19 protein-coding genes and 1 pseudogene are annotated in these 19631 nt (G+C 61.6%); 2 read left to right on the top strand and 18 right to left on the bottom strand.

The genetic code is table 11. The annotated features are described in order from the left end of the window. Positions 1 to 120: 120 nt before the first annotated feature. The 3 genes from BMZ79_RS01745 to metH form a co-directional block, all read right to left on the bottom strand. Positions 121 to 1095, bottom strand: a complete 975-nt coding sequence (locus tag BMZ79_RS01745; protein WP_090636026.1) for a metal-dependent hydrolase — start codon at positions 1093 to 1095, stop codon at positions 121 to 123. Between the two features lie 84 nt (positions 1096 to 1179). Then, entirely contained in the window at positions 1180 to 2118 is a 939-nt protein-coding gene (gene rnz, locus BMZ79_RS01740; protein ID WP_090636024.1) for a ribonuclease Z, read from the bottom strand. A gap of 97 nt (positions 2119 to 2215) precedes the next feature. Then, positions 2216 to 5653: a methionine synthase gene (metH, locus tag BMZ79_RS01735; RefSeq protein ID WP_090636023.1), complete on the bottom strand. Its 3438-nt coding sequence runs from the start codon at positions 5651 to 5653 to the stop codon at positions 2216 to 2218. 228 nt (positions 5654 to 5881) lie between these two features. Between metH and BMZ79_RS01730 the strand changes: the two genes are divergently transcribed. Continuing rightward, on the top strand, positions 5882 to 6418 hold the full coding sequence (locus BMZ79_RS01730; RefSeq protein WP_090636021.1) for a 1,2-dihydroxy-3-keto-5-methylthiopentene dioxygenase: 537 nt from the start codon (positions 5882 to 5884) through the stop codon (positions 6416 to 6418). A gap of 214 nt (positions 6419 to 6632) precedes the next feature. Here BMZ79_RS01730 and BMZ79_RS01725 read toward each other — a convergent pair whose 3' ends face one another. From BMZ79_RS01725 to BMZ79_RS01705, 5 genes are all read right to left on the bottom strand, one after another. Beyond that, the gene (locus BMZ79_RS01725) at positions 6633 to 7418 is read right to left on the bottom strand and encodes an HAD family hydrolase (RefSeq protein WP_090636020.1); all 786 of its coding nucleotides are present in this window, start codon (positions 7416 to 7418) and stop codon (positions 6633 to 6635) included. Positions 7419 to 7442: 24 nt separating this feature from the next. Then, on the bottom strand, positions 7443 to 7964 hold the full coding sequence (locus BMZ79_RS01720) for a hypothetical protein (RefSeq protein WP_090636018.1): 522 nt from the start codon (positions 7962 to 7964) through the stop codon (positions 7443 to 7445). A 69-nt stretch (positions 7965 to 8033) separates the two neighbouring features. Further along, positions 8034 to 9020, bottom strand: a complete 987-nt coding sequence (locus tag BMZ79_RS01715; protein WP_090636016.1) for an aldo/keto reductase — start codon at positions 9018 to 9020, stop codon at positions 8034 to 8036. A gap of 27 nt (positions 9021 to 9047) precedes the next feature. Continuing rightward, positions 9048 to 9245 (bottom strand): DUF896 domain-containing protein, encoded by a 198-nt coding sequence (locus BMZ79_RS01710; protein WP_090636015.1) that lies wholly within the window; start codon positions 9243 to 9245, stop codon positions 9048 to 9050. Positions 9246 to 9414: 169 nt separating this feature from the next. After that, positions 9415 to 9798: a LysM peptidoglycan-binding domain-containing protein gene (locus tag BMZ79_RS01705; RefSeq protein WP_177221955.1), complete on the bottom strand. Its 384-nt coding sequence runs from the start codon at positions 9796 to 9798 to the stop codon at positions 9415 to 9417. A 191-nt stretch (positions 9799 to 9989) separates the two neighbouring features. On the opposite strand from BMZ79_RS01705, the gene lexA reads away from it, so the two are divergent. Next, a complete protein-coding gene (gene lexA, locus BMZ79_RS01700) occupies positions 9990 to 10610 on the top strand; it encodes a transcriptional repressor LexA (RefSeq protein WP_090636011.1) in 621 nt (206 codons plus the stop codon). Positions 10611 to 10707: 97 nt separating this feature from the next. Here lexA and BMZ79_RS01695 read toward each other — a convergent pair whose 3' ends face one another. The 10 genes and pseudogenes from BMZ79_RS01695 to BMZ79_RS34100 form a co-directional block, all read right to left on the bottom strand. Continuing rightward, complete coding sequence (locus BMZ79_RS01695) at positions 10708 to 11289, bottom strand: hypothetical protein (RefSeq protein WP_090636009.1); 582 nt, start codon at positions 11287 to 11289, stop codon at positions 10708 to 10710. 212 nt (positions 11290 to 11501) lie between these two features. Continuing rightward, positions 11502 to 12830 (bottom strand): type I glutamate--ammonia ligase, encoded by a 1329-nt coding sequence (glnA, locus tag BMZ79_RS01690; RefSeq protein ID WP_090636008.1) that lies wholly within the window; start codon positions 12828 to 12830, stop codon positions 11502 to 11504. Positions 12831 to 12884: 54 nt separating this feature from the next. Then, positions 12885 to 13295, bottom strand: coding sequence for a MerR family transcriptional regulator (locus BMZ79_RS01685; protein ID WP_090636006.1), 411 nt, complete (start codon positions 13293 to 13295; stop codon positions 12885 to 12887). A gap of 61 nt (positions 13296 to 13356) precedes the next feature. Next, the gene (locus BMZ79_RS01680; protein ID WP_090637062.1) at positions 13357 to 14616 is read right to left on the bottom strand and encodes a methionine gamma-lyase family protein; all 1260 of its coding nucleotides are present in this window, start codon (positions 14614 to 14616) and stop codon (positions 13357 to 13359) included. Positions 14617 to 14681: 65 nt separating this feature from the next. After that, positions 14682 to 15974: a GTPase HflX gene (gene hflX / locus BMZ79_RS01675; RefSeq protein WP_090636004.1), complete on the bottom strand. Its 1293-nt coding sequence runs from the start codon at positions 15972 to 15974 to the stop codon at positions 14682 to 14684. 37 nt (positions 15975 to 16011) lie between these two features. After that, positions 16012 to 16995 (bottom strand): AAA family ATPase, encoded by a 984-nt coding sequence (locus tag BMZ79_RS01670; RefSeq protein ID WP_090636003.1) that lies wholly within the window; start codon positions 16993 to 16995, stop codon positions 16012 to 16014. A gap of 105 nt (positions 16996 to 17100) precedes the next feature. Continuing rightward, on the bottom strand, positions 17101 to 17781 hold the full coding sequence (locus BMZ79_RS01665) for a YdcF family protein (protein ID WP_177221953.1): 681 nt from the start codon (positions 17779 to 17781) through the stop codon (positions 17101 to 17103). Continuing rightward, positions 17778 to 18332 carry a ribonuclease FAU-1 family protein gene (locus BMZ79_RS01660; RefSeq protein WP_090636001.1) on the bottom strand — a complete coding sequence of 185 codons (555 nt, stop codon included), beginning with the start codon at positions 18330 to 18332 and terminating at the stop codon, positions 17778 to 17780. The genes BMZ79_RS01665 and BMZ79_RS01660 overlap by 4 nt, the downstream gene beginning before the upstream one ends. Before the next feature lie 284 nt (positions 18333 to 18616). Next, the gene (locus BMZ79_RS01655; RefSeq protein ID WP_256252505.1) at positions 18617 to 19366 is read right to left on the bottom strand and encodes a peptidylprolyl isomerase; all 750 of its coding nucleotides are present in this window, start codon (positions 19364 to 19366) and stop codon (positions 18617 to 18619) included. Positions 19367 to 19427: 61 nt separating this feature from the next. After that, a pseudogene (locus BMZ79_RS34100) lies at positions 19428 to 19631 on the bottom strand (hypothetical protein); the annotation flags it as partial.

Here is a 19631-nt window from a genome sequence, read left to right as displayed (position 1 = left end):
CCGGTCGCGTCCTCGCTACTGGACCAAACGCAAAAAAGCCCGCGGGAGCGGGCGCCGCATGCTGCCGGCCGCCTTGCCGCGGACTTTCCTATGTCTATCGCATGAATGAAGGCATGCGCGTTACACGAACGGCGGCTGCCACGATTTCTTGTTCCATCCGATCTGCTCGTTCAGCACGTTCAGGTTCCGGTCGAGCGTCACCGCCGCGCTGAACGGCATGCCGCGCTGATGCCAGAAACGAACGTCGCTCCACGTCACGAGATACCCGTCGACGACTTCCTGCACCTTCACGTGGGCGCGCTCGGAGAAGTGATGGAACGCCCGCACGCCGGCCGCGGCCATCGTCGCCTTCGCCGGTTCCGCGAGGCTCTCCGGCTTCGCCTTCGGCAGCTGCGCCGCCTCGTCCACCCGGCCGCCCTTGAAGTAGCCGGTCGCGTATTCGTCGCCCAAGTCGGCCACGTACTGCCAAGACGCGCCGAGCAGCGTCGGCAGCATCGTGACGTCCGCCTCGTCCATGCCGTAGTGCGCGGCCAGCCTGCGCAGGACGACGCGGTTGACGGCAAGGCGCCAAGCCAAATAAACGGCGGTCAGCGCATAGACGAGCATGAATGCGAGCACGGCGTGCGGATAGCCGGACAGCCACAGCAGCGCCGCGGCCGCGTGCCCCGCGAACAAATACGGGTCGAACAGCGGCAGCGCGTCGAGATGCAGCCATTTGCGCGTGATCGGCCTTAAGCATTGCACGCCGTAGGCGTTGAACAAATCCAAGACGATGTGGAAGCAAACGGCGAACAGCGTCCAGAGGACGACGGTCCAGCTCCATTCGCCGGCGCCGAACAGCCAGGCGATCGGAAAGCCGAGAAGCGGCGCCCATGCCAGCGGGGCCGGCAGCGAATGCGTCAGGCCGCGGTGATGCCGGATGTACGCGGAAGGGCCGCGCAGCCGCATCACGGAATCGAAGTCGGGGGCATGGCTGCCCAGAAGCGTCGCCGCGAGCACGGCGTGCTGCAGCTCCGGATGGGCCGCCACGGCCGGATCCGCCATGGCCAAGCCGGCAAGCGTGACGCCGAACAACAGGTGACTACCGGTATCCATGCTTCATCATCCCTTCGTCTGCGGGTGTCGTAGGTCTTCGCCAACATCCTACCAGCGGACTGTCAAGGGAGCGTTTGCGGTTCGTTACGAATTTGTAAGCGGGGGCCGCGGGATGACGATGTCGGCCATCTCGACGGCCGGCTCGATGTCCGGGAAGATCGGCTTGACGCCGTTCGCCAGCTCCGCGACGGCTTCGTCGTCGTAGCGCGAGCTGAAATGCGTCACGACGAGCCGCTTGGCGCCGGCCGCGCGGGCGGTCTCGGCCGCCTGGCCGAACGTCGAATGGCCGTAGGCCGCCGCCTTTTCCTCCAGACCGACGGCGAACGTCGCCTCGTGCACGAGCAGGTCGGCCCCGCGCGCGAGCCGCACCGCGTTGTCGCACGGGCGCGTGTCGCCGAGAATCGTCACGACGCGGCCGGGCTGCGGCTTGCCGACGACGTCGGCCGCGGCGATGGTCCTCCCGCATTCCAGCGTGACGTCCTCGCCCCGCTTCAGCTTGCCGTACAGCGGCCCCGCCGGCACGCCGAGCTCGGCCAGCCGCTTCAGGTTGAGCGGCCCGTGCTGCGGGCGCTCCGTGATCCGATAGCCGAAGCACGGCAGCCGATGCTGCAGCTCCGCCGCTTCGACGATATGACGCTCGTCCTCCAGCACGATGCCTTCGGCGATTTCGACGACGTTCAGCTCGTAGCCGAGATGCACGCCCGTCAGCTCGAAGACGGTATCCAGGTAACGCTTCAGCCCCGGCGGACCGAAGATATCCAGCTTCGCGGCCCCTTCGAAATAGCTTCGGCTGCTCAGCAGGCCGGGCAGGCCGTACAGATGGTCGCCGTGAAGATGCGTCATGAAAATGCGTTCCAATTTGTTCAGCTTGAACCGGCTGCCGAGCATCCGGTGCTGCGTGCCCTCGCCCGCGTCGAACAGCCAAAAGCCGCACTGCGGCTCGGGGAGCGACAGCGCGATCGACGTCACGTTGCGCGTTCTTGTCGGCCTGCCGGCGCTAGTGCCTAGAAACGTTAGCTGCAAGCGGTTCCCTCCAATTCGTCTGCAATCCCGATCCTTATAACAATACCCTCCGAAGGGCAAGGTTCATACCTTGCTCCGGAGGGTAGGCCGATGTCGGCTATGCTTTCTCGACGTTGAAATACTGCGCTTCCGGATGCGCGAACACCATGGCGGAAACCGATGCTTCCGGCTCCATCATGAAGCCCTCCGTCAATTGGACCCCGATGTCCTCCGGCTGCATGAGCTCGAAGAGCGGTCCCTGGTCTTCCAGGTTCGGACACGCCGGGTACCCGAACGAGACCCGGATGCCCTGATACCGCGCCCCGTGGCGCTGCTTCATGGTCATCTCCGGCGGATCCGGGAAGCCCCACGTATCGCGCATCATATGGTGCACGCGTTCGGCGAGCGCCTCGGCGACCTCGAGCGCTACCGCCTGCAGGGCGTGGGAACGCAGGTAGTCGCCGTTGTCCTTCAGCTCGCTTGCCTTCTCCCGCACGCCTTCGCCCGCCGTCACGACGAGGAAGCCGACGTAATCCATGACGCCGCTCTCCACGGACTTCAAGAAATCCGCGAGGCACAAGTACGGCTCTACGTGCTGCCGCGGGAACGTGAACCGCTTGATCTCGACGCCCGGCTGCCGCGGGTCGTAGATGATGATGTCGTTGCCCGAGGACTGCGCGGGGAAGAACCGGTACATGCCGTGCGCCTGCAGCTGGCCCTTTGCCGCTTCGTCCAGCAGGCCGTCCACCGTCGCCTTCAGGCTGACCGCCTTCTCGTTGCCTTCCTTCAGCAGCGCGTCGACGCTGCCCTTCAGCCCCAAGTGATGGCCGAGCAGCATCTGCATGTTGACGTACGGGACGATGTGCGGAATCGGCACGTTCCGCAGGACGTGGCGGTCCGTATCCGGCGGGATGTACACCGGCGCGTCCGGCGAGATGTTGGAGCGGACGGCGCGGGTCAGCTCCGGCAGCGGCTTCTTCTCCGCCTCGTCCAAAGCGCCGGACGCCTTGAACGCCGCCATTTCTTCCTCGTACGCGAGGCGATGCGCCGGATCCATCAGCTTGTTGGCGATATCGAGGCCGTCCATCGCGTCCTTCGCGTACAGGACGAGACCGTCGTATTCCGGGCCGATCCGCGTCTTCGTGAACTTCCGCGTCAGCGCGGCGCCGCCGACCAGGATCGGCGCGTCGATGCCGGCGTTGCGCAAATCCTGCGCCGTCACGACCATCTGCTGCGCCGATTTGACGAGCAGGCCGGAGAGGCCGATCGCGTCGACCGGCTCGCTGCGGTACGCTTCGATGAGCTGCTCGGGCGGTACTTTGATGCCGAGATTGATGATCTTGTAGCCGTTGTTCGAGAGGATGATCTCGACCAGGTTCTTGCCGATGTCATGCACGTCGCCCTTGACGGTCGCGAGCATGATCTTGCCTTTGACCGCGGACTCCGACTTCTCCATATGCGGTTCGAGGTACGTGACGGATGCCTTCATGACTTCGGCGCTCTGGAGCACCTCCGCGACGATCAGCTCGTTGTTGTTGAACAGCCGGCCGACCTCTTCCATCCCCTTCATGAGCGGACCGTTGATGATGTCGAGCGGCGGGTACTTGCCAAGCGCTTCGTCTAGATCCGGATAAAGCCCTTCCTTCGTGCCTTCCACGACGTACGCGCCGAGCCGTTCCTCCAGCGTCAGCGTGGACACCTTCTCCTTCTTCTCGACCTTCTTCTCGCGGAACGCGGCGACGAACGCGGCGAGCGTCTCGTCGTTCGTGTTGTAGATCAGGTCCTCCGCCAAGCGCCGCTCTTCTTCCGGAATGGATGCGTACCGTTCCAGCTTCTCCGTGTTCACGATCGCGTAGTCGAGGCCGGCTTTCGTCGTATGGTAGAGATAGACCGAGTTCAGCACTTCGCGGCCGGCGTCCGGCAAGCCGAACGAAATATTGCTGAGGCCGAGAATCGTCTTCGCGCGCGGGTACTTCGCCTTGATCATCTTGATCCCCTCGATCGTCTCCACGGCGGAGCCGATGTACTGCGGATCGCCCGAGCCGACCGGGAACATGTTCGGGTCGAAAATGATGTCCTCCGGCTGCATGCCGTACTTCTCCGTCAACAGCTCGTACGCGCGCGTCGCCACTTCCATCTTCGCTTCGCGCGAGACCGCCTGGCCGCGCTCGTCGATCAGAATGCAGACGACCGCCGCCCCGTAACGGTGGATGAGCGGCAGGATCTTCTCGAACTTCGACTCGCCGTCCTCCAGGTTGATGGAGTTGATGATCGCTTTGCCCTGCGAATATTTGAGTCCGAGCTCGATGATGTGATCGTACGTCGAATCGAGCATGAGCGGGACCTTGATTTTTTTGACGACTTCCGGCAGGAACCGCTTGACGGCGTAAGACTCGTCGATGTCCGTGTCCTGCAGGTTGATATCGATGACGTGCGCGCCGCCCTTGACCTGCGAGCGGGCGATTTCCGACGCCTCGTCGAATTTCTCTTCTTTAATGAGGCGTTTGAATTTCCGCGAGCCGGAAATGTTCGTCCGTTCCCCGATCATGATCGGGCGGTTGTCTTCCTCGATGAACACCGTCTCGATTCCGGATACGGCCGGCGGATGGTCGCCGTACTCCCTGCGCGGCGCGTAGTTCGCGAGCGTCTCGGCCAGCGCCTTGATATGCGCCGGGGTCGTGCCGCAGCAGCCGCCGGCGATGTTCAGCCAGCCGTTCTCGGCGAAATCGGCGATCTTCTTCGCGAGCGAAGCCGGCGACTCGTGATAGTTGCCGTTCTCGTCCGGCAAGCCCGCGTTCGGGTAGCAGCTGACCGCGGTGCGCGCGATGCCCGCGAGCGAGCGGATATGGTCGCGCATGAATTCCGGGCCGGTGGCGCAGTTGAGCCCGATCGAGACCGGGTTCATGTGCTCGAGCGAGATGTAGAACGACTCGATGTTCTGCCCGGCGAGCGTCGTGCCCATCGGCTCGATGGTGCCCGAGATCATGAGCGGCAGCGTCTTGCCGGCCGCTTCGTAGGCGCGCTGGATGCCGATCGTGCCGGCTTTGACGTTGAGCGTATCTTGCGACGTCTCCAGCAGCATCGCGTCCACGCCGCCTTCGATGAGCGCGATCGCCTGCTCGTAGTAGCTGTCGACGAGCTCGTCGAACGTCACGCCGCCGGTGACGGAGAGCGTCTTCGTCGTCGGCCCGAGCGCGCCCGCCACGAACCGCGGCTTGTCCGGCGTGGAATGCTTATCCGCCGCTTCGCGCGCCAGCTTCGCCGCCGCCAGATTGATTTCCCTCGCCTTCTCCGGAATGTCGTATTCCGCGAGCACGACGCTCGTCGCGCCGAACGTGTTCGTCTCGAGAATATCCGCGCCCGCGGCCAAATATTCCTCGTGAATGTCGCGGATGACGTCCGGACGGGTCAGCACGAGCATCTCGTTGCAGCCCTCCAGCTCGTCGCCGCCGAAGTCGGCGGGACCGAGGTCGCGCTGCTGAATCATGGTCCCCATGGCGCCGTCCAAGATGAGAATGCGCTTCCCTAGCTCTTCTTTGATTGTCGGTTTCGTCATTGGTGCACTTCCCTTCCGAAGCTGCCGCTCGCCGCCGAACCATGGTTCAACTTGGTCAAGGTCCAGCTCAAAAATCATTTCCCTATACTCTACCAGAATTCGTCCCCGGTGAAAAGGCATGTTCACCCGCGTTCGAAAGCTTCCGCGCGCCGGTCGACAGGTCCCGGAATATGCTCTATACTTATTCGTATCGGAATAACGATCTTATTGAAGGAAGCAGGGATACGCATGGCTGAAATCCGTATTCGCAGCACGAACGAACGCATTACCGGCGAAGCGAACGTCCGGGCGTTTTTGGACAAACAGGAAGTGTTGTACGAGCATTGGGACGCTTCCAAGCTCCCGGCCGAGCTGCAGGACAAATTCGTCCTCAGCGACGAAGAGAAAGCGACGATTCTGTCGACGTTCGACGGCGAGATCCGCGACCTTGCCGCCCGCCGCGGGTATCAGATCTGGGACGTTATCTCCCTGTCCGACGCCACTCCGAACATCGAAGAGCTGCTGAAGAAGTTCGAGCAGATTCATACGCACACCGAAGACGAAATCCGCGGCATCGTGTCCGGACGCGGCATCTTCATCATTAAGGGCGACGAGGAAACGGGCTACTTCGACGTCGAGCTCGAAGCCGGCGACGTCATCTCCGTGCCGGAGAACAAGAACCACTTCTTCACGCTGATGGACAACCGCCAAATCATCGCCGTCCGCCTGTTCATCGAGAAAGACGGCTGGATCGCGCACAACGTCGAAGACTCGGCGTTCGCGTAAGCGCCAAGGATCCCGGGCACGAGCGTTAGGACAAAACAGCAATGCAAAAGAGACCTGTCCGCGGACAGGTCTCTTTTTATTGGCCGCTCTATCATCCCGTCGGTTTCATTCCGTTGGTTGCTTTCCATTGGTTGCTTTCCATTGGTTGCTTTCTGTCGGACTCTTCTTGTTGGAACAAGCGTCCGGCTAAGTACGGCCGGATAGCCCCGAACCGCTAGACCAGCAGCGGCAGCAGTTCCGCGAGATGCTTGATTTCGTGCGTAGGGATGATGTCGTCCGTGCGCGTCGCGCCGTGGCGGTTGACCCACACCGAGGTCATGCCGATCGTGTTCGCGCCGAGAATGTCGGTCGTCAGCTTGTCGCCGACCATGATGCCGTGCTCCGGCTCGATGCCGAGGCGCTCCAGCGCATGCCGGAAAATGTCCGCGGACGGCTTGCCCCTGCCGAATTCGCCCGAAATGACGATATGGTCGAAGTACGAAACGATGTCGGGCACGCCGGCGAGCTTCTCGCGCTGCAAGTCCGGAGAACCGTTCGTCAGCAGCAGCAGCTTGTACTTCCCCTTCAGCTCGTCCAGCACGGCGAACGTCTCGTCGTACACGTACGGCCGCTTGCGCCGCTCCGCCGGGAACTGTTCCGCCAGCTCCGCGCCGAGCGCTTCGTCGTTCACGCCGAGCGCCTTCAGGCCGCGGGTCCACGCGTCCTTGCGGTACCCGGGCGCAAGCGCCCGAAGCTTGCGGAACTCTTCCTGTTCGCCTTCCAGGAAATTCGCCCACAACCCTTCGAACGGATTGATGCCGATCATTTTCGTAAACGGAAACGTCTCATACGATTCATAGAGCGCGCGCGCCTCGCGGCGAACGGCCTCCTCCAATGCTTTGGCGTCGACGCCCGTAAGGGCGGCCGCCGCCTCGCAGGTCGCGTCGAACGCTTCCTGCACGCTGCGGTCGTCCCATAGGAGCGTATCGTCCAAATCGAACAAAACTGCTTGTTTGGCCATGGTTCCAGTCGCACTCCACTCTCGTTATTTTTCGGTATACGGAATTCCGTTCTGTTCCGCGAAGGCTTTCAGGCGCGCCGCCATTTGCTCCGTCGGATAGCGGTTCATGACGCGGGAGAACACCCAATTGCCGCCCTTGTGCTGCTCGATGACGACGTAACCCTTCTGCGCGTTGATTCCCTTGATGTTGCTGACGTAGATGTTGCGGTCCCCCGCGAACCGGCGGGAACGGACGAAGTCGCGGCCGATCGCCAAGTACGGCCGGCGCAGGACGAACAAGCCCGCGAGCAGCACGTAACACGCGATCGTCACCCAAAACATCGTATCGCCCTGCTTGAACGCGTCGGACGTGACCGTCACGATCACGTAGAACAGAATGAAGAGCAGCAGGAACGCCGGCATTAAATAGCTGCGCCCCTTGAAGGTCTCCACCCCGGCCGCGCCGCCGGACTTGGCGGACATTAACGGGGCTTCTCCGCGCTTTTTGCGCTGTTTGTTGATGAGTTCCTGGTTTTTTTGCACTTTACGCTGCCACGATCTGGACACGAATGAACCCCCTCAAAATGATGCAAACCTTTCTCTCGTTCGCTTGCCCCTTCTTATGTAAGCGCGCGATCAGAACGGACGGGCGAATTTGGCGATGAACCGGTTCGGATACTCGCTCGGAAGCGCGCTCGCTTCGTCGAGGGCGTTCCAAATCCCGTCCGGCATCGTCCACCCGGCCGCGCCCATATTCTCTTCGTACTGCGCGAGCGTGCTCGCCCCGAAGATCGGCGACGTGATGCCTTCGCGCCGAAGCAGCCAGGCCAGCGCGACCTGAGCCGGCGTCTTGTCCAATTCCTTCGCGGCGGACCGGACCGCCTCGAGCACGGCGAAGTTTTTGTCGGACGCGCGCAGCGCCCACGAACTCTCGCCCTGCTTGGACGTCAGGCGTCCGCTGGCCGGTTCCTCGCGGGTGTAGCGCCCCGTCAGGAACCCGCCGCCGAGCGGCGCCCACGGAATGACGCCGACGTTCTCCTCCAGGCAGAGAGACATCATCTCGCGGTCCATCTCGCGGCTCACGAGGCTGTACTGCGGCTGAATCGACACGAAACGGGCGTAACGCTCGCGGTCGCTGACGGCCAGCGATTTCATCAGCTGCCAAGCGAAGAAATTCGAGCAGCCGATGTACCGGACTTTCCCCGCCGTGATCAGGTCGTCGAGCGCGCGGAGGGTCTCTTCGATCGGCGTCGCGTGATCCCAGACATGCACCTGGTAAAGGTCGATGTAATCGGTATCCAGCCGCTTCAGGCTCGCTTCCGCCGCGTCCATGATATGCTTGCGCGAGACGCCTCCGCTGTTCGGATGCGCGCCGGTCATGAACCTGACCTTCGTCGCCAGCACCGTTTCCGAGCGCCGGCCCTTGATCGCTTTGCCGACGATCTCCTCCGACTTGCCCTGCACGTACACGTTGGCGGTATCCAGAAAATTGCCGCCCCTGTCCAGGAAATCATGGACCATCGCGACGGAATCCGCTTCGCTCGTCGTGTTGCCGAACGTCATCGTGCCCAGACAGAGTTCCGACACCGCAAGACCGCTGCGGCCCAAAAGCCGATATCGCATTCGGTTTCCCCTCCTCGAATGAATCGTTTAATGCTTGATGGAACCGTCGCCGTTTTCTTCGTCTTCCGCCCACTTGATCGTGTCCAGCTGGTTGCGGAAATTGCGTTTGAAGTTGTCGAGGTAGATGCGGCGCAGCTCGTCGCGTTCCGCAAGCTCCTCCGCCGTCAATCCCACCGTTTTATTTTTCCGGGAAAGCTCGTTGATGCGAGCGATGATTTTCTCCATGTAGGTCTACTCCTCTCGTCCTTCGGCCAATATCCCATCCTTTACTTTGACATTTTCTAACGGCCATTGTCAAGGCAAGGCGGCCTTGCGCGCAGAGCCGGACAAGCTTCGGACAAGAGAAAAGACCGAACGCATGCGTTCGGTCTTCTTCGTCTGGTTAGGCTAGGCGTTACTCCCGGCCGTCCGCAGGCACAATGAGCGTCTGGCCCGCCCGCAAGGAAGAGGAGCTTAAGTTGTTCCGCTTCTGCAAATCGTAGACCGTCCGGCGAATATCTTCGCCTTCCTTGCGCACGCTGCTCGCGATGTCCCACAGCGTATCGCCGGCTCCGACGACGATGGTTTGTTCGCCCGCGGAAGGTACGGCGGGGAGGTCGCTGTCCGCATGACCCTTCACGATCGTGAGTCCGACGAACAGCAAGACGAAAAACAGCGAGGCGGCGGCAAGACGAAGCAGCAGCCGTTCGATAGCGCGATCCTTACGGGACGCGTTCGCTTTGCGAACGGCGGGTTTCTTATCGGTATAAGCAGTCGAGTATGTCGAGATTGTTTGCATGATCATCAGCACCCCAAACGTTTGTTCTGTTCTTATGCACTCAGCTTAACACGAACATCCGTTTGGCGTCAATGGTTTTTAGAACATTTGTTCGCAGTCCGATGCGAACTTGTGTTTCTCGAACTTATGTTTGTACGAACTCCGGTTCTGTGCTATAATTTTACACAAATGAACCTTATGGAGTGATTCCGGTGTCGAAACTTTCAACCCGCCAGCAGGCGATCCTAGAATTCATCAAGACGGAAGTCCGGGAGAAAGGCTATCCCCCTTCCGTGCGCGAGATCGGCGAAGCGGTCGGACTTGCTTCCAGCTCGACCGTTCACGGCCACTTGGACCGGCTGGAGAAGAAAGGCCTGATCCGGCGCGACCCTACGAAGCCTCGCGCGATCGAGATTCTGGACGGCGAGGGCAACGAAATTCCGTTTCCGCTCGCGATCGCCAAAGTGCCGGTCGTCGGTAAAGTCACCGCCGGCGTGCCGATCACCGCGACGGAGAACATCGAGGATTACTTCCCGCTGCCGGCCGACAAAGTCGGCGACGATACCGTATTCATTCTGAACGTTATCGGCGAGAGCATGATCGAGGCGGGCATTCACGACGGCGACTACGTCATCGTCCGCCAGCAGCAGAACGCGAACAACGGCGATATCGTCGTCGCCATGACGGAAGAAGACGAAGCGACGGTCAAAACCTTCTACAAAGAAAAGGATCACATTCGCCTGCAGCCCGAGAACGCCACGATGGAACCGATTCGGCTCCGCAACGTCAGCATCCTCGGCAAGGTCATCGGACTCTTCCGCGACATCCATTAATTCGTACGAGCAAGGGGCAGCCCCCGCTTTCACAAGCGCCGGTGGCTGCCCCTTTTTTTTGCGTTGCTTCTGCTTCGGGATTCGCGGCGGCTGTCATCTAACCTCCGATTTCCCGGAACAATAGGTTGCGATACGTGAATTTGCTGCTGCGGTATTTGAAGTTCAACTGAACGCCGGAGAAGCGGATCCGGACCGACTTAAGCGCCGCGGTCGTCACCTTCCGTCGAACGAGGCAGCGAACCGTCGCCGGCCGATTGCCGTTGATCGCCGCCGCGACGGCGGACGCATAAGCCTTCGAGCGGGCAAGCGCCCGGTAGAACGGCAGCACGGCACGCGCGATCGCTTGGTGGATCGGCGTCGAGAACGTGAATTGCGTCGAACCCGGCGGGATCGTCGTGCCGTTGGTATACTGGACGATCGGATCCGGAAACCCGAAATCGACGAAATACCCGATCGCGTTCGTCGAGAACCCGTCCCGTTTCGTGAACGTCGTCACCGACTTAAACAACCGAAGCAGCGTGTCGAGATCGCCCTGCCTCACCGCCTTCGACCATCGCAGCGCGAAGAGGCGGCTCGTCGCGATTTTCGTATAGAAGGGAACCATGACGGCGGCCACGCGGGAGAGCGTCGAGCCGCTCAGCTTAAACGCCCCGCCGTTCGTCTTCGTATTCCCGGCCATCGGTGCCACACCCTTTCGTCGTACTCGGATAAGGCATACTATGCGGCCGCGAACGTACAAGTGCGGATCGGCCGCGTTCGGACCTTCCTGCTGCCGAGTCGTCGTGCACCGATCGCCTAATGCTTCCTCCCCCTTCTCCGTCATGCCCCGAACGACAAAAAACCCCTCGGCGCCATAGGCGCCAAGGGGTTCGCAGCTGCTTCGAGAGAAGCTTAATACAGCGACAGGTACTGGTCTCTTTCCCACTCGTGGACTTGCGTGCGGTACATGTCCCACTCGATTTCTTTCAGCTCGTAGAAGTGCGCCAGCGCGTGGTCGCCCAGCGCGTCGATGATGACTTCGCTGCGGAGCAGCTCCGTCAACGCTTCCTTCAGGTCGTCCGGCAAGCTCGGAATGCCTTCGTCGATCCGTTCTTCGTCGGTCATGACGTAGATGTTGCGGTCCGTCGGAGCGGGCAGCGGCAACTTGTTGCGGATGCCGTCGAGGCCGGCTTTCAGCATGACGGCGAGCGCGAGATACGGATTGGCCGCCGGGTCCGGGTTGCGCACTTCGATGCGCGTGCTGATGCCGCGGGAAGCCGGGATGCGGATCATCGGGCTGCGGTTGCTCGCGGACCAGGCCACGTAGCATGGGGCTTCGTAGCCCGGCACGAGACGCTTGTACGAGTTGACCGTCGGATTCGTGATCGCCGCGAACGCGCGGGCGTGGCGCAGTACGCCGGCCATGTAATGGCGCGCCGTCTGGCTCAGGCCGAGCTTGTCGCTCTCTTCGTAGAACGCGTTCTCGTTGCCGCGGAACAGCGACTGGTGACAGTGCATGCCGGAGCCGTTGACGCCGAACAGCGGTTTCGGCATGAACGAGGCGTGCAGGCCGTGCTGGCGGGCGATCGTCTTGACGACGAGCTTGAACGTTTGGATTTGGTCGGCCGCCTTGATCGCGTCCGCATATTTGAAGTCGATCTCGTGCTGGCCCGGCGCCACTTCATGGTGGGACGCTTCGATCTCGAAGCCCATCTCTTCGAGCGTCAGCACGATCTCGCGGCGGCAGTTCTCGCCGAGGTCCATCGGCGCCAGGTCGAAGTAGCCGCCTTGGTCGTTCAGTTCGGTCGTCGGATTGCCGTTCGCGTCCGTCTTGAACAGGAAGAATTCCGGTTCCGGACCGACGTTCATGGACGTGAAGCCGAGCTCTTCCGCTTCTTTCAGCACGCGCTTCAAAATGCCGCGCGGATCGCCGGCGAACGGCGTGCCGTCAGGCATGTACACGTCGCAGATCAGACGGGCGATGCGGTCCTCGGCGACCCACGGGAAGACCACCCACGTGTCCAGGTCCGGGTACAGGTACATGTCGGATTCCTCGATGCGCACATAGCCTTCGATGGACGAGCCGTCGAACATCATTTTGTTATCCAAAGCCTTTTCCAGCTGGCTCACCGGAATTTCGACGTTCTTGATCGTGCCGAGCAAGTCGGTGAACTGAAGGCGGATAAAACGTACGTTTTGTTCCTGGGCGATGCGTCGGATGTCATCTTTCGTGTAGCTCACGGGATCAGCTCCTCTGTCATAGTGGTGTTGCGAATCTTGCGGCGTCGCGCGGCGTTACTTTTTGTTGTAGAAACGGGACAGCTGGCCTTGGATCAAAGACGCCTTCCCGGGTCTCTTCTCCAGCAGCTGCTGCTTCAGCATACGGTGAAGCTGCGCGTCGGACAGCTCGCGCCGTTTCACTTCCGACAGCTCGCTGACGACCGTGGCGTCCTCCGACTCCTTGGAGACCGGATTCATGACTTGCTTGATGCCGGCGATATTGACTCCTTTTTCGATCAGCGATTTGATTTCCAGCAGCCGTTCAACGTCATTGAACGAGAACAAACGCTGATTGCCGGAGGTACGGGCGGGCACGATCAGCTCGTGCTGCTCGTAGTACCGGATCTGCCTGGCGGTCAAGTCGGTCAGCTTCATCACGATGCCGATCGGAAAGAGCGCCATATTCCTGCGAATTTCGTCACCCATGTCGCATCAACCTTCCAGTATCTGATATATGCTCTCATTGTACCGCCATGCCAAAAACGTGTCAAGTTGTGTGAGGTTTAGTGTGAGGTTTAATTACAATCAACTCTCGTTCGGCAAGCAGCGATAACGCATTCAGAACCCCGTATTTGACATGGGCGTATGTGAGCCCGCCTTGCATATAGGCGATGTACGGTTCGCGGATCGGCGCGTCCGCCGACAGCTCCAAGCTGCCGCCCTGCATGAACGTGCCCGCCGCCATGATGACGGGATGCTCGTAGCCGGGCATGTCCCACGGCTCCGGCACGACATGGGCGTCGACCGCCGACGCGCGCTGCACGCCTTGGACGAACGCGATCAGCTGGTCCGCCTCCTTGAAGCGGATCGCCTGGATCAGATCGGTGCGCGGCGCGTCGTAGCGCGGATTGCTCTCGAAACCGAGCAGTTCGAACATCGCCGCTCCGAACACGCTGCCCTTGAGCGCTTGTCCCACCAGATGCGGCGCGAGGAACAAGCCCTGGAACATCGCGCGCAGCGTGCCGAGCGTCGCGCCCACTTCGCCGCCAATGCCCGGCGCCGTCAGCCGGTAGGCCGTCAGCTCGACCGCTTCCCTGCTGCCGGCCACGTATCCGCCGGTCGGTGCGAGACCGCCGCCCGGATTCTTGATCAGCGAGCCGGCCATAAGGTCGACGCCGACCTGCGTCGGTTCGAGCTCCTCCGTGAACTCCCCGTAGCAGTTGTCTACGAACACGTAGACGTCGGGTTTCAGCGCTTTCGCGCGCGCGACCATCTCGCCGATCTGCGCGACCGTATACGACGCGCGCCAATCGTAGCCTCGCGAGCGCTGGATGCCGATGACGCGCGTGCGCTCCGTGACGCGGGCCGCGACGGCGTCCCAATCGATCGAACCGTCGGGCAGCGGCGCGACTTCCCCGTATCCGATGCCGAAGTCCTGCAGCGAGCCTTTGCCGTCGCCGGGCTTGCCGATCACTTTGTGGAGCGTATCGTACGGCCGGCCGGTGATATAGAGCAGCTCGTCCCCCGGACGAAGCAGCCCGAACAGCGCGCAGCTGATCGTGTGCGTGCCGGACACGAAGTGCGGCCGGACGAGCGCCGCCTCGGCGCCCATCACGTCCGCGTAGACCAGGTCGAGCACTTCCCGGCCGCGGTCGTTGTACCCGTAGCCGGTCGAGCCGTTAAAATGAAAGTCGCTCACCCGATGCTTCTGGAACGCATCGATGACCTTCCACTGATTGCGTTCGGCGATGCCGTCGAGCGAACGAAAAACAGGGGCGGCCTGCTGCTCCGCAGCCTCCGCCCACATCGTCAACGCCTGCCAATGGTTTCCTTGCTGTCTCACGATTCCAGTCTCTCCTCATGCACGCATGCTTATGGTTGCCGCACGTAACCGTCGAGCTTATGCCCGTGCAGCTCGTAATCCAACTTGTTCAATTGTATCCTCATCAGCATCGTCTCGCCGTCGACGGTCTGTTCGAGCACCTCGCCCGACCGATAGGCCAAAGCGATCAGATCGCCCCGGTCCGCGGGCAGCGCGAACGTCCGGGTATCTCCCGTCAGCTTGTCCTGCACCGTTTGGCGCAGCCGCTCCAGATCGTCCGGATTGAAGGCGCTGACCGCGAGCGTATCCGGTCCGTTCGCCGGCACGAGCTGCGGACCGTTCGCGCCGACAAGGTCGATCTTGTTGTACACCGTCACCTGCGGCTTGCCGGCGGCGCCGAGCTCGCCCAAGATGCGCTGCACGACCTCCATCTGCTCCTCGCGCATATCCGAGGCGCTATCGACGACATGCAGGACAAGGTCCGCTTCGAGCACCTCTTCCAGCGTCGCGCGGAACGCCGCGATCAGGTCGTGGGGCAGGTTCTGGATGAACCCGACGGTGTCCGTCAGCACGACTTCCTTGCCGCTCGGCAGCTTCCAGCTGCGCGACGTCGGATCGAGCGTCGCGAACAGTTGGTTCTCCACGTAGACGTCCGCCTGCGTCAGCTCCCGCAGCAGCGTCGACTTCCCGGCGTTCGTGTAGCCGACGAGCGCGACCTGCTGGACGCCGGATTTGCGCCTGCGTTCGCGGTGCAGATTGCGGTGCCGGACGACCTCCTCGAGCGTATGCTTCAGATCCGTGATCCGGCCGCGAATGTGCCGGCGGTCGGTCTCGAGCTTTGATTCCCCGGGACCGCGCGTCCCGATGCCCCCGCCGAGCCGGGAAAGGTTCTTGCCGTGGCCCGACAGCCGCGGGAGCAGATAGCTCAGCTGCGCCAGCTCGACCTGAATGATGCCCTCCCGCGTCTTGGCGCGCTGGGCGAAGATGTCGAGGATAAGCTGCGTCCGATCGATGATCTTCAAATCCAGCGCTTCCTCCAGGTTGCGCACCTGGGCGCCGGAGAGCTCTTGATCGAAGATCGCCGTCGTGGCGCCGAGCTCTTCCGCGGCCGCGCGCAGCTCCTCGACCTTGCCTTTGCCGATGAACCACTTCGTGTCGACCTTCTCTTTGTTCTGCGTCAGGGACGTCAGCACTTCGACGCCCGCCGTCTCGGCGAGGCTGACCAGCTCGCGCAGCGAAAGCTCCGGATCGCCGGAGCCCCGCTTGATGTCCGGCGTGACGAGGCTGACGAGAACCGCCCGCTCCCTCGCGTCCGTATCCGTATCGTATGTCGTTGGCCGCATCGGTGTCGTCTATCGCTCCTTATTCGTTCGTTGTCTGTCATTTCTCCCACTTCAGATCCTCGGGCCGCACGGACATGAGCTCCTGCTTGCCCGGCGAGCCGGACGGATATTGCGTCATTAAACGGACGGCTTGATGCCGAAACGCCTTCTCGATAATATTTCGCACGTAACGCGCGTTGCTGAAGGCGAACATGGACATCGCCTTCTCCTGCATCAGATGCTGGCGCAGCTTGAAGACCGACTGCGGCATCAGCGCATAATCGCGGTTCCTGGCCATCAGCTCGGCGATCTGGATCAGCTGGTCGATCGAATAATCGGGGAACTCGATCTGGATGGGGAAGCGCGACGGCAGCCCGGGATTCGTCATCAGGAAATGCTCGATTTCCAGCGGATAGCCGGCCAGAATCAGCACGAATTGGTTGCGGTAATCCTCCATCGCCTTCACGAGCGTATCGATCGCTTCCTTGCCGAAGTCCTTCTCGCCGCCGCGCGCCAGGCTGTACGCTTCGTCCACAAAGAGGACGCCCCCGAGCGCCTTGCGCACGAGATCGCGCGTTTTCTGCGCGGTATGGCCGATGTATTCGCCGACGAGGTCCGCCCGCTCCACCTCGATCATATGGCCCTTGGTCAGCACGCCCATCTTCTGAAACAGCTTCGCGACGATGCGCGCGATGGTCGTCTTGCCCGTGCCGGGATTGCCCGTGAAAATCATATGGTACACATGCGAGCCGCCCGACAGGCCGGCGTCGGAACGCATCCGGCTGATCTGCAGCAGCGCGTAGATCTCATATATCAGCGTCTTAACGTTCTCCAGACCGACCATGGGATCGAGCTCGCGTTGAATGTCGAGGAACGGATCGCCGGGCGTCAGCGGCCTTGCCGCCGGCGCCTGTTCGCTCTCCAGCTGCGGAGGCGAGCTGCCCGTAGTTGCAAACGGCTCGCTGCCGCGAAGGACTACATTGATTTGGCGGGCGGGCCGCCCGTTGCCGCCGCCGCCGGAAGTTACGACTCGATCGTCCATGTCTGCTCCATCACCTATCCTTCACTGGATCGTTGGCATCTAATCCATTGTATTCTAGCGATGGCAGGCATATTAACAGATTTCAGCCGAGCCCGGGAGCCTGCTTCAGAAGGAATCCGGCAGCCGAAGGCCGAGCCGCATCAGCTGCTCGTCGACCTTCCATTTGGTGAACGCCAGCACCTCGCGGGAGTAATTGTACGCGACGCTCAGCACCTTCGATTTTCGGCCGAGCACCGTCGTGTTCGACGACGGATAGTCCAAGTACTCCGCGATTTCCTTGGATCGCGGCGCATGGAAATCGTGGGTGACGACCAGCAGCCGCTTCCATCCCCGCTTCGCGGCGAGCGGCTTGCTGAACAACAGGTTCTCGTACGTGCTCCGGGCATCGTTCTCGAGCACCATGGCGGCGGCCGGGACGCCCTTGGCCGTCAAATAATTCCGCATGCCCTCCGCTTCGGTCAGCGTGGAGCCGTTATGGTCGAGGCCGCCGGACAGAATGAAATGGCCGAACAGCCCCTGCTTGTACAACTCGAAGGCGTAATCGAGCCGCTCCTGCAAGCCGGGGCTTGGCTGATCGGACCAGAGCGACGCGCCGAGGACGATCGCGGCGTCCGCTTTCGGGACCGGCTTCGGCAGCTCGTACCCGGAGATGACCCAGAGCAGATAGGCGCACCAGAAGGCGCCGATCGCCGCGACCCAAGCGCAGATCCGCAGAAAGAGGACGAACGGACGGAATTTTCTGCGGGAGCCGCGCTTGGCCGGGCGCTTGACGGCGGCCGCTTTCACGACTCGCTGAGCTCCCCGCTCTGCGCCAGCGTCTTGCGGTGCTTCAGGCTAAGCGTGAAATACCGGAACCGTCCGTTCCGAATCGTCGACAGCAGCCGTCCGGCCGTCTTGCGGGCGAGCGCGGCGTCCTTGTTCGTGACCGCCCCTTGCGACACGGCTTCCTCGAGCTCGTCTTCGTCCAGCAGGAAGACCTCCCCGCTCGGCAGCACGACGACGTCCAGGTACAGATCGTCGAACCAGGGCACCTGCTGATCGGTCAGCCCCTGCGTCTTGCAAATATCGATATACCATTGAACGACGCGGTTCTTATCGTCGAACATCGTCGTGACGACAAAGTGTTCGCCGCGGGGGAAGTGCTGCATCCACAAATATCCGCGGTCGGCAAGGCATAATTTACGTCCGTTGTATTCTTTCCACAACGGCTCGCGCAATTCATGGATCCGGTAAAAGGTTACCAGGCCCTTGAACTCATCCCCGTCCATGTTCAGGCACGTATAGCTTCTGCGCAGGATGCGGCGCCAATTGGCCCGGTCAGAAAATTTTCGCTTCATACGGAACGACCTTTCCGTTAGGATCTCGCTTCATTCGCTGCGCGGAACGTAAACCAAGCGGCAGGACGATGTCCCTCGTCGAAATGAAACGGCTGCAGCTAGATGCAAGTCACATCCCCAGAAAGATAAACGGAACGCAGGCCATCATAACCTCGGTATCTTTAAAAAAAGATTACCACAACTTAACGTCCATCTCCAGCAACCCCGGAAAATAAACCAAGCCCCGGCTCGTCCGCCCAACGAAAAGGGAGAACGGCGCGCTGCCGTTCTCCCCCTGGCCAAGCTTATTTCTCCGAAATCGAAATCGACTGGATCGTGACGTCCTCGGTCGGAGCGCTCTCCTCGCCCGTCGCCGGATTCGCGGTCACCGGCGTCGCCGCGATCGCCTTCACGACGTCCATCCCCGACGACACTTTGCCGAAGATGGTATAGTTCGGCATGCTGTTCAAGTTCGCCGCGTCCGCGCCGGTGCAGATGAAGAACTGGCTTCCGCCGGAATCCGGCTGGCCGGTGTTCGCCATCGCGATGACGCCTTCCTCGTACTTGTAGCCCTTGTTCAGCTCGTCCGGAATCGTGTAGCCCGGGCCGCCGGCGCCGGTACCGGTCGGGTCGCCGCTTTGGATCATGAAGCTTTGGATGATCCGGTGAAACTTCACGCCGTCGTAAAATTTCTCTTTGGACAGGAACACGAAGTTGTTGACCGTCTCCGGCGCGTCCTTGGCGTACAGCTCGATCGTGAAATCGCCTTTGTTCGTGCTGAAGGTGGCGCTGTACGATTTGGCCGCGTCGATCGCCATCTTCGGCTTCTCGGACCACTGCTTCGGTTGGCCGGTCGCGGCGTTCGGCGCGCCGGCATTGCCGCCGCCGTTCCCGTTGCCGCCGTTCGATCCGCCGCCGGCCGTCGTTTCGGTCTGCGTGCCTGGATTGGTTTGGTTATTGGTTGCCGTATCGTCGGGTTTATTGCCGCACGCGGCCGCTACGAGCAGCATCGCGGACAGGACGACCGTAAGCGCCGTCCGATTCTTCATCGTCATCTTCGTCTTAACCTCCGCAATCGCATTCGTTGTGTTCGTATTAACCGGAACGCCGCCCGGTTCAGTGCGTCGTCAGGAGCGGAACGTCCGTGCCGTTGCCGCCCGAGCCGCCGTCCGTGCCGGAATTCGCGCCGCCGGGGTTCACGTTTTTCGTCTTGACGTCGCCTGCCGGCGGAGTCGTTGTGCCGTCGGACGGCGTCTGGTCGCCGTTATCCGGCGTCTGACCGCCGTTAACCGGCGTCTGACCGCCGTCGCCCGGCGTTTG

It is taken from the genome of Paenibacillus sp. UNC496MF (assembly GCF_900113915.1).
Lineage (GTDB): Bacteria > Bacillota > Bacilli > Paenibacillales > Paenibacillaceae > Paenibacillus_Z > Paenibacillus_Z artemisiicola.
This window is presented reverse-complemented; position numbering and strand designations above follow the sequence as displayed.

Bases quoted from the DNA above. Each gene is read 5' to 3' on its own strand.
- BMZ79_RS01730 (WP_090636021.1), top strand. From the start codon at position 5,882: ATGGCTGAAATCCGTATTCGCAGCACGAACGAACGCATTACCGGCGAA.
- BMZ79_RS01715 (WP_090636016.1), bottom strand. From the start codon at position 9,020: ATGCGATATCGGCTTTTGGGCCGCAGCGGTCTTGCGGTGTCGGAACTC.
- BMZ79_RS01680 (WP_090637062.1), bottom strand. From the start codon at position 14,616: ATGTGGGCGGAGGCTGCGGAGCAGCAGGCCGCCCCTGTTTTTCGTTCG.
- BMZ79_RS01705 (WP_177221955.1), bottom strand. From the start codon at position 9,798: ATGCAAACAATCTCGACATACTCGACTGCTTATACCGATAAGAAACCC.
- BMZ79_RS01655 (WP_256252505.1), bottom strand. From the start codon at position 19,366: ATGACGATGAAGAATCGGACGGCGCTTACGGTCGTCCTGTCCGCGATG.
- BMZ79_RS01685 (WP_090636006.1), bottom strand. From the start codon at position 13,295: ATGGGTGACGAAATTCGCAGGAATATGGCGCTCTTTCCGATCGGCATC.
- BMZ79_RS01695 (WP_090636009.1), bottom strand. From the start codon at position 11,289: ATGGCCGGGAATACGAAGACGAACGGCGGGGCGTTTAAGCTGAGCGGC.
- BMZ79_RS01670 (WP_090636003.1), bottom strand. From the start codon at position 16,995: ATGGACGATCGAGTCGTAACTTCCGGCGGCGGCGGCAACGGGCGGCCC.
- BMZ79_RS01710 (WP_090636015.1), bottom strand. From the start codon at position 9,245: ATGGAGAAAATCATCGCTCGCATCAACGAGCTTTCCCGGAAAAATAAA.
- BMZ79_RS01725 (WP_090636020.1), bottom strand. From the start codon at position 7,418: ATGGCCAAACAAGCAGTTTTGTTCGATTTGGACGATACGCTCCTATGG.
- metH (WP_090636023.1), bottom strand. From the start codon at position 5,653: ATGACGAAACCGACAATCAAAGAAGAGCTAGGGAAGCGCATTCTCATC.
- BMZ79_RS01745 (WP_090636026.1), bottom strand. From the start codon at position 1,095: ATGGATACCGGTAGTCACCTGTTGTTCGGCGTCACGCTTGCCGGCTTG.
- hflX (WP_090636004.1), bottom strand. From the start codon at position 15,974: ATGCGGCCAACGACATACGATACGGATACGGACGCGAGGGAGCGGGCG.
- BMZ79_RS01660 (WP_090636001.1), bottom strand. From the start codon at position 18,332: ATGAAGCGAAAATTTTCTGACCGGGCCAATTGGCGCCGCATCCTGCGC.